Origin of the sequence: Streptomyces sp. DvalAA-43 (assembly GCF_900091725.1) — a bacterium.
GTDB lineage: Bacteria > Actinomycetota > Actinomycetes > Streptomycetales > Streptomycetaceae > Streptomyces > Streptomyces pulveraceus.
In genome coordinates this window covers 1-14,820 of record NZ_FMBW01000065.1, presented here as the reverse complement: position 1 = coordinate 14,820, position 14,820 = coordinate 1, and the positions used below count along the sequence as shown (strand labels likewise).

At 70.5% G+C, this 14,820-nt stretch carries 8 protein-coding genes; 7 read left to right on the top strand and 1 reads right to left on the bottom strand.

Annotated features, from left to right (window positions below; all coding sequences use genetic code 11):
- Positions 1–12 precede the first annotated feature (12 nt).
- The 6 genes from GA0115234_RS27070 (at position 13) to glyA (ending at position 7,670) form a co-directional block, all read left to right on the top strand.
- Positions 13–1,356, top strand: coding sequence for a lysine N(6)-hydroxylase/L-ornithine N(5)-oxygenase family protein (locus GA0115234_RS27070; protein ID WP_093546865.1), 1,344 nt, complete (start codon positions 13–15; stop codon positions 1,354–1,356).
- 92 nt (positions 1,357–1,448) lie between these two features.
- Positions 1,449–3,053: an AMP-binding protein gene (locus GA0115234_RS27065; RefSeq protein ID WP_093546862.1), complete on the top strand. Its 1,605-nt coding sequence runs from the start codon at positions 1,449–1,451 to the stop codon at positions 3,051–3,053.
- 94 nt (positions 3,054–3,147) lie between these two features.
- Positions 3,148–3,426, top strand: coding sequence for a phosphopantetheine-binding protein (locus GA0115234_RS27060; RefSeq protein ID WP_093546859.1), 279 nt, complete (start codon positions 3,148–3,150; stop codon positions 3,424–3,426).
- Positions 3,423–4,193, top strand: a complete 771-nt coding sequence (locus tag GA0115234_RS27055) for a thioesterase II family protein (RefSeq protein WP_161275670.1) — start codon at positions 3,423–3,425, stop codon at positions 4,191–4,193. The genes GA0115234_RS27060 and GA0115234_RS27055 overlap by 4 nt, the downstream gene beginning before the upstream one ends.
- Positions 4,194–4,205: 12 nt before the next feature.
- Positions 4,206–6,182, top strand: coding sequence for a B12-binding domain-containing radical SAM protein (locus GA0115234_RS27050; protein WP_107405816.1), 1,977 nt, complete (start codon positions 4,206–4,208; stop codon positions 6,180–6,182).
- A gap of 117 nt (positions 6,183–6,299) precedes the next feature.
- Positions 6,300–7,670 carry a serine hydroxymethyltransferase gene (glyA, locus tag GA0115234_RS27045; RefSeq protein ID WP_256088825.1) on the top strand — a complete coding sequence of 457 codons (1,371 nt, stop codon included), beginning with the start codon at positions 6,300–6,302 and terminating at the stop codon, positions 7,668–7,670.
- A gap of 85 nt (positions 7,671–7,755) precedes the next feature.
- Here glyA and GA0115234_RS27040 read toward each other — a convergent pair whose 3' ends face one another.
- On the bottom strand, positions 7,756–13,218 hold the full coding sequence (locus tag GA0115234_RS27040; RefSeq protein WP_093546850.1) for a non-ribosomal peptide synthetase: 5,463 nt from the start codon (positions 13,216–13,218) through the stop codon (positions 7,756–7,758).
- Between the two features lie 445 nt (positions 13,219–13,663).
- On the opposite strand from GA0115234_RS27040, the gene GA0115234_RS27035 reads away from it, so the two are divergent.
- The coding region (locus GA0115234_RS27035) for a condensation domain-containing protein (RefSeq protein ID WP_237541776.1) at positions 13,664–14,820 on the top strand (1,157 nt) is incomplete at its 3' end.

The window sequence follows — 14,820 nt, the reverse complement described above, 5'->3', positions numbered from 1 at the left end:
TGAGAATCTTCTATGGATGCTTCTGCACGCGAGACATACGACGTGGTGGGGATCGGCTTCGGCCCGTCCAATCTGTCGCTCGCCATCGCGCTGGAAGAACACGAGGCGAATGTGCCGGCGCGTCCGATCAGTGCCGCCTTCTTCGAGCGGCAGCCGTCGTTCGGCTGGCACCGCAACATGCTGCTGCCCGCGGCCACCATGCAGATCTCTTTCCTGAAGGACCTGGCCACTTTCCGCAATCCGGTGTCGAGGTACAGCTTCATTGCGTATCTGCACGCAGCGGACAGGCTGGTCCAGTTCGTCAACAACCAGACCTTCTTCCCAACGCGCCAGGAGTTCCACCAGTACCTGGAATGGGCGGAGTCGAGCTTCAGCGACCGGGTGTCCTACAACTCGGAGGTCACCGCGATCCGGCGGGCGACCGGCACCGGCCCGGGGGAGCCCGATTGCCTCCAGATCGAGGTCCGGGACGGCATCGGCGGGGGTTGCAGGCTCGTCCACGCGCGCAACGTGGCCATTTCGACCGGGCTGGTGCCGCGCATGCCGGCCGGGGTGGAGCGCGACGACCGCGTATGGCACAGCTCGGAGTTCCTGGAGAAGTACGGCCAGGTCGACCCGAACGCCCTCAAGAGCGTCGCTGTGGTCGGCGCCGGACAGAGCGCGGCTGAGATCACCCGGTTCCTGCACGACGCCCTGCCGCACGCCCGGGTCTTCGCTGTCGTCCCCTCCTACGGGTACTCCGTCGCGGACGACACGCCCTTCGCCAACCGGGTATTCGACCCCAGTGCCGTGGACGACTACTACTTCGGCACCGAGCAGACGCGCGAGGCGTTCTGGCGCTACCACCGCAACACCAACTACTCGGTGGTCGACGACGAGATCATCAGGGATCTGCACCAGCGCTCGTACGACGAGGACGTACGCAACGACCGGCGGCTGCACTTCCTCAACCTGACGCGGGTCGACGACGTCCAGCGGATCGGCACCGAGATCCGTGTCGGGCTGCGCTCCCTGATCGATGTCGAGGCCCAGACGCTCGATGTGGACGCGCTCGTCTTCGCCACCGGCTACGGCGCGATGCAACCGACCGGCCTCCTTGGCGACCTCGATCGGCACTGCCTGCGCGATGCTGCAGGGCGACACCGCGCGGAGCGCGACTACCGGCTCGTCACCACACCGGAACTGTCCTGCGGTATCTACCTCCAGGGCGGCACCGAGCACACCCACGGACTGACGTCGTCCCTGCTGTCCAACGTCGCCGTGCGCTCCGGCGAGATCGCCGACTCCATCGTCCGCAGGCGCGCGGAGGAGCACGAGCCGGTCGCCTCCCTCGGCACGTCCGGCCGGACCAGCTGACCCGCCCGTGCGCTCCGGGCGTCCGCCGTCCCGGCGACGGGACAGTGGACCCCGTACGAAACGTCCCGTACCACTGAGCCCTGGGGGCAGCGATGACAGAGGAACCGAAGGCGTCGGTCCCGGGCCCGGGCGCACCCACGCTCTGGGGCGGCGACGCCGAAACGCGGTGCCTGCTGGACCGGCTGGCAGAGACCGCGCGCACACGCCCGGACGGCGTCGCGGTACGGGACGGGGAGCACGAACTGACCTACGGCCTGCTCTTCACCTGGGCCGCCCGCATCCGTGAACTCCTTGCCGGTCACGGAGTGCGCCCCGGCGACCGGGTGGCCGTCACCGGTCCCCGCGGAGCCGCCGTCGTCGCGGCGATGCTCGCCACCGTGGGCGCGGGGGCGACCTATGTGCCGCTCGATGCCGCGTACCCGGTCAGACGCCTGGAGCACATGGCCGCCGACAGTGCGGCGCGGCTGCTGCTGTTCAGCGGCGACGCCCCTGCCTTCGACATCGGGACCCGCGCGGTCCGCATACCCGGCGCACCGGACCGGGCCGACGCGCGGGCCGCCGCCGCGCCGACCCGGCAGCCGTGCGGGCCCGACGTGCCGGTGTACGTCATCTATACCTCGGGCTCGACCGGGCTGCCCAAGGGCGTCGCCCTGCCCCACCGCTGCGTCGACAACATGGCGGCCTGGCAGTGGCGTCACTCGGTGCGCCCGGACCTGCGCACCGCCCAGTTTGCGCCGCTCAACTTCGACGTGTGGTTCCAGGAGGTGCTCGGCACGCTGTGCGGCGGCGGCACGCTCGTCGTCATGCCCGAGTCGCTGCGGCGCGACCCCATCGCCCTGCTGGACTGGCTCGCCGACCACCGCGTCGAGCGCCTCTTCCTCCCGTACGTCGCCCTCCACATGCTCGCCGTGGCGGCCGAGGCCGTGGAGTCGCTGGGGCGCCTCGCCCTGGTGGAGGTGAACACAGCCGGCGAACAGCTCGTGTGCACCCGGGCCGTACGGGAGCTCTTCCGCCGTCTGCCCGACTGCCGGCTGAACAACCACTACGGGCAGAGCGAGTCCGCCATGGTGACCGTGCACACGCTCACGGGCCCCAGCGACAGCTGGCCCGCGCTGCCCCCGATCGGCGGCCCCCTGCCCGGCTGCGAGCTCCTCGTCGACCCGGCCGACCCGGCCGACCCGTCGGTGGGCGAGCTGCTGGTCGCCGGTGCGCCCCTCGCGGTCGGCTACCTCAACCAGCCCGCCCTCAACGCCGAGCGGTACCTCACCCTGGACGAACCGACGCCCCGCGGCCACCGCCGCGCGTTCCGCACCGGCGACCTGGTGCACGTCGAGGGTGACACCGTGCGCCTGCTGAGCCGCATCGACCACGAGGTGAAGATCCGCGGTGTCCGGGTGAACCCGCTGGAGGTAGACGCCTGCCTGCTGGAACAGCCCGGGGTCGTGGAGGCGGTCACCGTCGCGGTGGACATCGCCCAGGGTTCCCGGCAGCTGCGTGCCGCGGTGACGTCGGATGCGGGCCCGGACGGGTTCGACGGCGCGCGGGTGCTCAAGGCACTGACCGGGCTGCTGCCCGAGCAGTTCGTACCGGTCTCGATCACCGTGGTGCCCGAGCTGCCGCGCACCCCCAGCGGAAAAGCGGACCGGGACGCCGTCGCCGCCGCGCTGGCGCCCCCGGCCCGCACGCCCGGTGGCTGATCGCCCGCGGAGCACGCACGCGCCGCGGACCGGCCGCGGAGCAAGAGTTCCGGAGAAACCCGCTTAACCGAATCGACCCGAACAGGGGTGCGGCATGGAAGACAACGAATTCAGCACGCCGACCGAGCGGCGGCTCGCGGAGATCTGGGCTGAGGTGTTGCGGCTCGACAAGGTCAAGCGCGACCAGGACTTCTTCGAGATCGGCGGCGACTCGCTGCTGGCCACGACGGTCGTCCTGAAGGCCTGCCGGGTCTGGGACGTCAAGTTCACCGTCAGGGTCCTGCTCGCGGCACCGGTCCTCGCCGAACTGGCCGAGCGCATCGACGAGCTGGTGGCACGGTCGGGACGGCGGCCGGAGCGGGAGACCACGTGAGCGAGCGCGGGACGTGCCTGTGGGAGATACGGTCGTCGGCGGCGGGCACCGGAGGTGACACGCTGCTCCTGCTGCCCCACGCAGGAGGCTCGGCACAGAGCTACGGCGCCTGGGCGGGCTGGTTCCCCGACGGCCTGCGCGTCCTCGCGGCCAAGTACCCGGGGCGGGGGTCGCGCGGCCGGGAGCCCGCCGTGACCGACCTCCACCGAATCGTCGGCGAACTCAGCCGTGCGCTCGCCGACTTCGAAGGGCAGCTGTACGTCTTCGGCCACAGCATGGGCGCCTACATCGGCTTCGAGCTGTGCTGGCGTCGGCAGTCCGACGGCCGGCCGGCCGCCGCCCTCTACGCCTCCGGGGCGGTTCCCCCGCACCGGCTCCGGACGTACCCGGCGCCCGGCGTGGAGATAACCGACAAGCACCTCCTGGAACTCATGGAGAAGTGCAGCGGCATTCCGGACGCCGTCCTGAACTCGCCGGACCTCATGAGCCTGGCCCTGGAACTGCTCCGGGCCGACCTCGAACTCGTCAACAACTATGCGTACGGCGGGCCCGGGCGCAGGCTGAGCAGCCCGATCGTGGCATTCGGCGGCGACCGCGACAGGCTGGTTCCCCCCTGCGAAATGGACCACTGGCGTGAGTTGAGCACGGCGGACTGCGCCACCCATCTCATCCCGGGCGAGCACTTCTATTACCTCGACAGTATGGCGACCTTCACGGCCACCATTTCCAAGCACCTCGCGAGCGTTCAAGGCGAGTGGAATGAATAGGAGATCGCGAACATGTCCAGCCTAGAATCCTCCGGCCCAGCAGATGCCGGGACGACCGTGTTGGATCGCCAGAAGATCGTGCTGGTGGAACTGCCCACCTACGAGAACATCCTGCCGCTGGCCTCCGGCTACATCCAGGCGTACGTGCAGGACGACCCGGCCGTCGCCGTGGCCCACACGTTTGAGATCGTCTCCTACCCGATCTCCGAAGACCGGCACCAGATGGTGCGGGACCTCGCCGCGAAGGACGCGCACCTCTACACGTTCAGCTGCTACATCTGGAACATGAAGCTGGTCCGCTGGGTGCTCGACGAACTGCGCGCCCTGCGCCCCGACGCGCACTACCTGCTGGGCGGACCGCAGGTGATGAACCACGCCTCGACCTATCTCGCCGACGGAGCGGAGAACGTCTACGTCTGCAACGGCGAAGGAGAGCGCACCTCAATGGAGTTCATCAAGCAGATCGGCTCGGACGACCCGGACATGAGAAAGGTACCGGGCCTGAGTTTCTGGTCGGGCGGCGAACTGATCACCACGGAAGCCGCGCCCCGCATCCAGAACCTGATGGACATCCCTTCGCCGTTCCTGAACGGCGTCTTCGACGACCATGAATTCAGCTTCGCCATCATGGAGACGAACCGTGGCTGCCCCTTCCGCTGCACCTTCTGCTACTGGGGCGCGGCCACCAACTCCAAGGTCAATAAGTTCGAAGAGGAACGCATCAAGGCCGAGCTCAAATGGATCAGCGAGCACCGGTACTCCGCACTGATGATCGCCGATGCCAACTGGGGCCTGTCACCCCGCGACGTCACCCTGAGCGAGTACATCGTCCAGTGCAGCGAGGAGAACGGCTACCCGCTCATCATCCACATGGCCGCCGCCAAGAACAGGCCCGAGCGCATGGCGGAGATCACCGAGATCTTCGTGCGCGGCGGACTCATGGTCAGCCAGCCCATCTCGCTGCAGACGATGAACGAGTCGACGCTGGAGATGGTCGACCGGAAGAACATCCGCGAGGAGACCTACATCGGGCTCCAGCGCCTGCTGCGCGAGAAACGCATCAGCTCGTACGTGGAGATGATCTGGCCGCTGCCCGGCGAGACCATCGAATCGTTCAAGGAGGGCCTGACGCGGCTGTGCCGCTCGTACGCGGACACGATCATCGTCTACCCGCAGTTGTTCCTGCACAACACGCCCATGTACGGGCAGCGCGAGTCCCTCGGTATCCTCACGGCCGAAGTGCCCAGCGACGTCTCCGAGGCGGAGGTCGTGCTCGGCACGAAGTGGGTGACCGAGCAGGACTGCCGCGACGGCTATTGGGTCAACCACGCGCTGTACACGCTCTACAACATGCGGGCTCTGTTCGTGCTGTCGGGCTACCTCGACTCCACCGGGATCGTCTCGTACGGCGAGCTGTTCGCCCAGGTGTCCCGCTACTTCCGCACCCGCACCGACACCGAGGTCTGCCGCTTCCTCATCCAGCAGACCGATGACCTCGCCAACTATGACCTGCTCAACACCGGCAAGACCGCGCACATGATCCTCAGCTCGCACCGAGAGGAGTTCGACCGGATCCTCGCCGACTTCGTCACCGCCCAGGACTGGTGGGCCGACCCGATGGCACGCCAGGCCTTCGAGATCGATCTGCTCGCCCGGGCCTACGTCTATCGGGAGCCGGTGCGCACGCCCGACTACGCGTTCACCGAGACCGTCCTGCGCGACCAGCCGCACGCCCAGGGCTTCATGGCCGAGGTCTCTGCGGAGTTGCTGCGCCTGCTGGTGGGCCGGGAGATGCTCCAGGCGGACGCCGTCGACGCTGAGCGGGTCACCCTGCACATCGACCACCGGGGCCGGCAGAAGATGCCGTACATGCCGCAGCGCAGTCTGGAGCACAACGCGAACTACTGCCACGGCATGGTGCTGCGGTCCCGGGAGATCCTGCCCAACATCCAGGTCGAGTCGGCCGGGGCCCTCGCCCCCGTCGCCTGAACCGGAGCGCCGGTACGGTTCCGGCCGGCCCCGCACCGGCCGCTCGCCCGGCGCTCCGGCGTCGTCGCATCCCCACTCCGTCGGCCGTCCCTCCCACCGCCATTGCTAGGAGTACTCGTGGTTCTGACCAGGAACGGCGCGGGAATCCACCGTTCGACCGCCTCGCACGCGTGCTTGCAGGCCCGTGGCAGTCAGGAGCTGTGGGCCGAGGATCCGGCGCTCGCCGCCGCTCTCGACCATGAGGTCACGTACCAGAACGACACCCTGCAATTGGTCGCCCACGCCAGTCTCGCCGCGCCCTCGGTCCTGTCCGCCGCGGGCTCCGCACTCGCCAACGCCACCGCGGAGGGATACCCCGGCGCCCGCTACCACCCCGGCGCCACCCAGTTCGACCAAGTCGAACGCCTGGCCGTGGAACGCGCCAAGAACGCCTTCGGCGCCCAGTACGCCAACGTTCAGCCGCACTCGTGCTCCTCGGCCAACCTGACCGTCCTGTTCGCTCTCCTCGCCCCGGGCGAGACCCTGCTGAGCCTGGACCTGGACTCCGGCGGCCACCTCACCCACGGCGCCACCGCCTCCGTGACCGGCCGTTACTTCGACGTCGTCCATTACGGGCTCGACGCCGAGGGCTACATCGACGAGGACCAGGCCGCGCGCATGGCCCGCGAGCACCGCCCCAAACTGGTCATCATCGGCGCCAGCGCATACCCCCGCATCCCCGACTACGCCCGCTTCCGCGAAATCAGCGATTCGGTCGGGGCCTATCTGCTGGCCGACATCTCGCACATCGCGGGCCTCGTGGCGGCGGGCGTGCATCCCAGCCCCATCGACCTGGCCCACATCACCACCACCAGCACCTACAAACAGCTCGGCGGCCCGCGCGGCGGCATCATCCTCAGTGGCAAGGACTTCGATCAGCCGGGCCCGGACGGCACCCCGTTGCACAAACTGCTGCAGCGCGGGGTGTTCCCGCTGTCCCAGGGCACACCGAACCCCTCTGCCATCGCCGCGAAGGCCCGTGCGCTGGCCCTGGTCACACAACCGGAGTTCACCGCAACCGCCCGGGCCATCGCCGCCAACGCCGCCGCCCTGGCCGTGGCCCTGGACAAGCGCGGCTGGCCGGTCCTGACCGGCGGCACCGACAACCACACCGTGCTGCTCGACACCTACCAGCGCGGCATCACGGGAACCGTCGCCGAGGCAGCCCTGGAGAGCTGCGGCATCCACGCCAACAAGAACCGCATCCGCGGAGACACCAAACCCCCCCTGGTCACCAGCGGCCTGCGACTGGGCACCAACATCACCGCCCAGCGCGGCATGCGCGAAGACGACATGGACGACTGCGCCGACCTCGTCGACCGTGTCCTGGTCACCATCCACCCCACCAGCGACCGCACCTACGATCTGGCACCGCGGGACCGGGACGAGATCCGCTCGCGGGTCGCGGAAGTGTGTCGCCGCTTCCCCACGGCGTACCAGGACCTCTGAGCGGCGGCCGGCGGAACGACGGAGCGGCCCCGGGTGCACCAGGCATCCGGGGCCGCTCCGCGTCCGCCTCCGCCGGGCGGGTCCGTCAGGCCTGGTTTCCGGTCATCCTGCGCAGCGGGGGCCGGTTCTTGGCGGCCGTGGTCCCGAGCCGGCCCGAGAGCTGCGCGATCGTCGGGTACCGGAAGACCGTCCGGATGGACGACTTGATGCCGAGCGTGCGGTGCATGCGGCCGACCAGCTTGCCCGCCATCAGTGAATTGACCCCGAGGGCAAGAAAGTTGTCGTCGATGCCGATCCGCTCGACCCCGATCGCCTCGGCGAACATCGCGCACAGCGCCTTCTCCCGCGGGGTCCTGCCCTCCCGGTACGGGCCTTCGGCCGAGCCGGTGCCCGGGTCCGGCAGGGCCCCGCGGTCCACGGCGCCGTCTGCCGTCAGCGGCAGCCGGTCGAGGATCACCACGGCAGTGGGAACCAGGGCGTCGGGCAGGCGCCGGGCCAAGAACGCGCGCAGCTCCGCCGCCTCGGCACCGCCTCCGTCGCCCCGCGGCACGACGTAGCCGACGAGCAGGTCGTCACCGCCGCTGCCCGCGCCCTCGTGCGCGACGACCAGCCCCTGCGCCACCCCCGGATGTGCGGCGAGGACCGACTCGACGTCGCAGGTCCGCACCCGGCGTCCGCGCACCCGAGCGTCCGCGCCCGCGCACCCCGCGTACTCCAGCTCGCCTTCGCGGTTCCACCGGGCCAGGTCGCCGGTGCGATACATCCGGGATCCGGGTGGACCGTAAGGATCGGCGACGAACCGCGACGCGGTCAGGGCCGTGTCGTCCGCCCAGCCGCGCGCCACCGGTCCGGCGACGTAGAGTTCGCCCGTCGCGCCCGCGGGCAGCGGCTGGAGCGCGGCGCCCAGCACGTAGCGGCGCCCGCCGCCCGCGTGCGCGGTCCGCGCGCCCGGCACGCCCTCGCGTAAGTACCGCAGGAGTGGGCCGGACGGCACGTCCCCGGTGAGCACCACCGCGCCCGCGTCGACGGTGCCGGGGGAGCGGTCGAGCACTCCGGCGAGGACGGGGGCGGTGGTGCTCACCACGGCGCCCTTCCAGTCGCCGTGCCCGTCCGCCGCCCCCGGGTCCGCGGCCACGTCGACCGTCGCGCCCGCGCACAGTCCCGAGAGGACCTCGAAGGCCGCCGCGTCGGGGCCGGGCGACGCCGCGAGCATCCGCGCTCCCGGGATGAGGCCCGCGCGGGACACGAAGTCCCGCACCTCCTGGACCAGCGTGTCATGGCCGACCGCCAGGCGGCCCGTGATCCCGGGCGTGCGGCGCAGACACGCCAGGTGCCCGGCTCCGAGGGGAGCGCCCTGCTCCCGGCGTCCCGTGGACCCGGCCTCTTCGATGTCCGCCAGGGTGAGCGTCAGAGCGGCGCCGGGTACGGCGTCCGGGCCGGCGGGCGCGTAGGCGGCGCCCGACTTCAGCGTCCCGAGCAGCGCCACCGCCAGGTGCGTGGAGCGCGGCACGGAGAGCGCGACCACGGACTCGGATCCGACGCCCTTCCCGGCCAGAAGGCGAGCCAGCCGCTCGGACCGGGTGTCGAGGTCCCCGTATGTCAGCGACTGCTCCCCGCACACCACGGCGACCGCGTCCGGGGCGGCCGCCGCCCGCCGTTCGAAGAGGGTGGTCAGGGTCTCGGCGGCGGTGCCGGTGCTGTCGTCGAACTTGCCGGTGAACCAGTCGCGTTCGGCCGCCGACAGCAGGTCCACCGCACTCACCCGCATGCCAGGGGACGCGGCCAGCTGGTGCAGGATCGAGCGGAACCGGGCTGTGAGGGACTTGGCCGCCTCCTCGTCGTACAGGCCGCGGTGGTACTGCACGGTCAGTCGGTCCGGCTCGACGAACAGGGCCAGCGGATAGTTCACGGTGCCCACCGACGTGACGCCCGTGACCTCGACGGCGGGGGTCGGTGCCGCTCCGGCGTCAGTGCGGCCCGTCGGGTAGGACTGGAACACCACCAGGGTGTCGAACAGCGCGTCGACGCCGGTGGCCCGGTGGATCTCGGTCAGGCCGTGGTGGTGATGGTCCAGGAGCAGGGTCTGCCGGTCCCGCAGCCCGGTCAGCAGCTCGGCTGCCGTCGCACCGGGTTCCCAACGGGCCCGCACCGGAACGGTGTTGATGAAAAGTCCCACCATCGACTCCACGCCCGCGAGCGCTCCAGGGCGCCCGGATACGGTGGCGCCGAACACCACGTCCGTACGGCCGGTCAGTGCGCCGAGCAGCACCGCCCACGCGCCCTGCACCAGCGAGTTCACCGTGACGCCCAGGTCCGCGCAGCACCGGGACAGGTGCCGAAACTCGTCCCGGGACAGCGGCAGCGCGATCTCGCCCACCCCGGCGTGCGGGTCGGGCAGCGCCCCGGGAGGTGTCAGCAGGGTCGGCCCGTCCACGCCGGCCAGTTCGGCGGCCCACGCGCGGTCCCCCTCCTCGGTGTCGCGGCGCGCTAGCCAGGCGAGGAAGTCCCGGAAGCCGCAGACCGGTTCGAGGACGGAGGCGTCTCCGCCGGAGGCGTAGAGCCGTTGCAGGTCGTGTGCGAGAACATGCTCCGACCATCCGTCGACGAGTGCGTGATGGGCGGTGAGGACCAGCTCGGCGCGGTCCGGGCCCAGCCGCACCAGCGCCATTCGCAGCAGTGGCGGCGCGGCCGGGTCGAAGCGCTCGGTCCGGTCCTCGGCAAGGAACCGCCGCAGTGCCCCTTCCCGTTCGTCCTCCGGCGGGTCGCCGATGACGACTTCGCGCCACGGGAGTTCGACGCCGTCCACCACGAGTTGCACCAGGTTGTCGGTGGAGTCGCGGACGAAGGCGACGCGCAGATTGGCGTACCGGTCCAGCAGTGCCTGGCCCGCCGCCCGCAGCCGGTCCGTATCGACCGGGCCGGACAGGTGGAAGACCGTCTGAATCTGATAAGTGTCGTGCCCGGTGTCGTTGAGCATCGACTCGAACAGCATCCCGGACTGCATTGCGGTGAGCGGCCACACGTCGGACAGGCGCGGGTGGCGTCGCCGCCACGCCTCGATATCGGCCGGGTCCACTGTGACCAGCGGAGCAAACGCGTTCTCGTCCCCGGCCGCGGCCGGGTCCGTCGCGGCGGCGACCCCGGCGAGCGCGGCGACGGTCCGCCGTTCCAGCAGCTGGCGTGCGGTGATCTCGAAGCCTCTGGCCCGGGCCCGCGTCACCACCTGGATGGCGCGCACGCTGTCGCCGCCCACCGCGAGGAAGTCGTCGTCGACGCCGACCAGGCCCCGGCCCAGCACGTCCGCGAAGACTTCGGCCAGGACCCGCTCCGTCGCTGTTCCCGGCTCCCGGTGGTCGGCGCCGGTGAAGACCGGCTCGGGCAGGTTCGCGCGGTCCACTTTGCCGTTGGGCGTCAGCGGCAGCGCGTCCAGCGTCACGAACGCCCGCGGGACCATGTACTCCGGCAGCCGGTCGGCCGCGAGGGCGCGCAGCTCGTCACTGACGGCCGCGGCGTCGTGGGCGTCGGAGGTGTCAGGGTCCCCGCCGGGTCCGACGGGCACCACGTACGCGATCAACCGTCCCTCGCGGGCCACCACCGAGACCTGCCGGACCGCCGGGTGGCCGCGCAGCACGGTCTCGATCTCGCCCAGCTCCACCCGCAGCCCGTTGACCTTGACCTGGAAGTCCATCCGGCCCAGCAGCTCGATCAGGCCGTCCGCGCCGAACCGGGCCAGGTCCCCCGTGCGGTACAGACGTTCGGTCACCTCGCCGTGCGACCAGTCGACGAACCGCTCGGCGGTGCGCTCCGGCTGGTCCAGGTAGCCGCGGGCCAGGCCGGTCCCGGCAAGGTACAGCTCGCCGGGCACACCGGGCGGCACCGGCTGGCGGGCCTCGTCGAGTATGTACGTGCGCTGGTTGGCCATCGGACGGCCGTACGGGATGCTCGACCAGCCGGGATCGACGGTGCCGACCTCGTAGATCGTCGAATGGATGGAGGCCTCCGTGGCCCCGCCCATCACGATGAAGCGCAGCCCCGGCGCGAGCGCGTGGACCCGGTCGGGCAGCCGGACCGGCACCCAGTCGCCGCCGAGCATCGCCAGCCGCAGCCGGGGCAGCCGCCGGGCGCCGGACTGTTCCAGATGGTCGGTCAGGAGGCCCAGGAGGGCCGGTGCGGAGTTCCACACAGTGACGCCGTGAGCGGCCAGTAACTCCGCCCAGTGCATGGGGTCCTTGGCTCGGCCCTGCTCGGGGACCACCACGGTGCCGCCTGCAACGGTCATGCCCAGGAACTCGTAGACGGACATGTCGAAGCTCGGCGACGACAGGGCCAGCACCGAGTCCCCCGGGCCCACGCCGAAGCGGGTGTTGAGGTCCGCGAGGTTGTTCATCACCCCTCGGTGGCGCAGCGCGATCGGCTTGGGCGTGCCCGTGGAACCCGAGGTGTGGATGACGTAGCAGAGTTGGTCGGGACCGGCGGTGGTGCCGAGAGCGTGCGAAGGCCGGGCGGCGAGTAGGTCGGCGTCCCGGTCGAGCAGCACCAGGTGCGCGCCCGTACCTCCATCGGGGAGGTGCGCGGCGAGCGCCTCGCGGCTGACCGTCACGGCGCACGAGGTCCCCTCGGCCATGGCGGTCAGCCGCTGCGCCGGATAGTCCGGGTCCAGCGGCACGTACGCGCCGCCCGCCTTCAGGATGCCCAGCACCGCGACCAGCAGGCCGGGCGAGCGGTCGAGGCACAGGCCGACCCGCACGTCCGGGCCGACCCCGAGCGAACGCAGGTGGTGGGCGAGGCGGTTCGCCTCGGCGTCGACCCGGCCGTAGGTCCACCGTTCGGTGCCGTGCACGACGGCGACGGCGTCGGGCGACTGCTCCGCGCGGGCCTCGAACGCATGGTGCAGACAGGTGTTGTGCGGCAGATCGGCCCCCGTGCGGTTCCACTCCACGAGGATGCGCCGCCGCTGCGCGACGGTGAGCAGCCGCAGCAACTCCACGGGGCGGTCCGGGGACCGGGTCGCGTCGTCGACCAGCGTCCGGTAGTGGGCGAGCATCCGCTCGGCCGTCGACCGGTCGAACAGAGCGCCGTCGTAGTGGAGTTCCAGCATGCTGCGTCCGTGCGTGGCCGGGTACAGGACCAGCTGGAGCTCCATCGGTACCGTCGTGTCGGGCGAGGACTCCCCCGGCGGTGCGAACCGCATGCCGACCGGGGCGGCTCCAGGGGCGTGCCCGAGTTCGGCGCCGTGCGCCACGTCCCGCAGCGTCGCACCGCCTGTGACCGTCAGCAGGACGTGCTCGGTGCGGCCCGCGCGGTCCATCCGGTCGACACCGATCCGCTCCTGGCCCGTGAAGCGGTACAGGAGTGCCGCGAAGCCAGCGAACAGTACGTCGTCCCGGGCGGTGCCGACGGGCGCCGTGCCGGCCGCAAGTTCGGTACGCGCCACTGCCGAGCACCGGGGTGGTGTCCCCGTCCCGCGTGGTCGGTCGGTCGGCACCAGTACCGGCGGAAGCTCCGGGCGGGCGGTGTCGGCGGTGTCCTGGCGGGGGGCACGGTTCACTTTCCTGTTCCTCTCGCGAATGGGACGTGCACAAGCGCGCCGGCGTTCATCAGATCAAGCTCCTGATTTCCAGGAGACTCCCGGAGCTGGGCGATCGGGGCGTTGGGAAAGGGCATCCAGTATGGATTCACTGGTCGTTATACCGTACTGTTCGGCAGTGGCCAACTGGGCTTTGCCACGGCCGGTGAAATGTCCCGTCGACGGGACGGATTCACCCAGCTGACCGGCTGCTACGGTGAGTCGAGCCGGTTCCGGCCGCGCGCCGGATCCCATAATCAATTCCTTTCACGAGTATTTCGTTCGTCTGCCGAGACGGCGAATGTACAACTGGTTTTGCGGTGAATTAAAGGATTCGGGTAAGAGCCTCGCCCGCAGGACCGGGCGCCGCCGCTCCCCAAATCGGGTGTTCCAGTCCGCGAAGAGATGACCAGGGGAGTAGAGACGAATGATCCCGTTGTCGTTTGCGCAGCGCCGCCTTTGGTTCCTTGATCAGTTCGAGGGGCCGTCCGCGACGTACAACATTCCAGTGGCGTTGCGCTTCGCGGGCGCGCTGGACCCGGCTGCGCTGGTGGCCTCCGTACGGGATGTGATGGCGCGGCACGAGAGCCTGCGGACGCGTTTCGTCCAGGACGCCGACGGAAGCCCATTCCAACGGGTCGTATCCGTGGATGAGTTGGAGTTTGACGTACCGCTCTCCGAGATCGCGCCGGATGAGGTGGACGACGCGGTGGCCCGGGTGGCGGGCCACCGGTTCGACCTGTCCGCGCAGGTGCCGATCCGCGCGGCACTGTTCCGGTGCGGCGTCGACGAGCACGTCCTGGCGCTGGCGATGCACCACAGCGCCGCCGACGGCGAGTCGATGGGCCCGCTCGTACGGGACCTGTCGACCGCGTACACCGCGCGCCTCGCAGGGAGCGAGCCGCAGTGGGAGGAGCTGCCGGTCCAGTACGCCGACTACACCCTGTGGCAGCGGGAAGTGCTGGGCGACGAGAACGACCCCCGCAGTGAGCTGTCTCTTCAACTCGCTTATTGGCGTAGAGAATTGGCTGGAGCTCCGCAGCCTTTGCCGCTACCGACGGACCGCGTGCGGCCGCCCGTGCCCAGCCATGAGGGTGGCCTCGTGGAGTTCGCGGTCGGGCCCGCGGACTGGGCGGCCGTCGAAGAGCTGGCCCGGGCCCACGATGCGTCGGCGCCGATGGTGCTGCAATCCGTCCTCGCGGTGCTGCTGTCGCGGCTGGGCTGCGGTGACGATGTCTCGATCGGCTCGCCGGTCGCCGGGCGCACCGACGAGGCTCTGACCGACTTGGTCGGCTTCTTCGTCAACACCTGGGTGCTGCGCGTCGACCTGTCGGGCAACCCGACCTTCGAGGACGTGCTCGACCGGGTGCGGGACAAGGCGCTGTCCGCCTATGACCACCAGGACGCACCCTTCGACCGGCTCGTGGAGACCCTGAACCCGGAGCGGTCGAGCGCCCATCACCCCCTGTTCCAGGTGATGTTCGCCTGGCAGGACACCGCCCGCATCCCCTTCGAGCTGCCCGGAGTGAGGGCCGAACTGACACCGGTCCCGACCCGGACGGCCAAGTTCGACCTGGACATCAG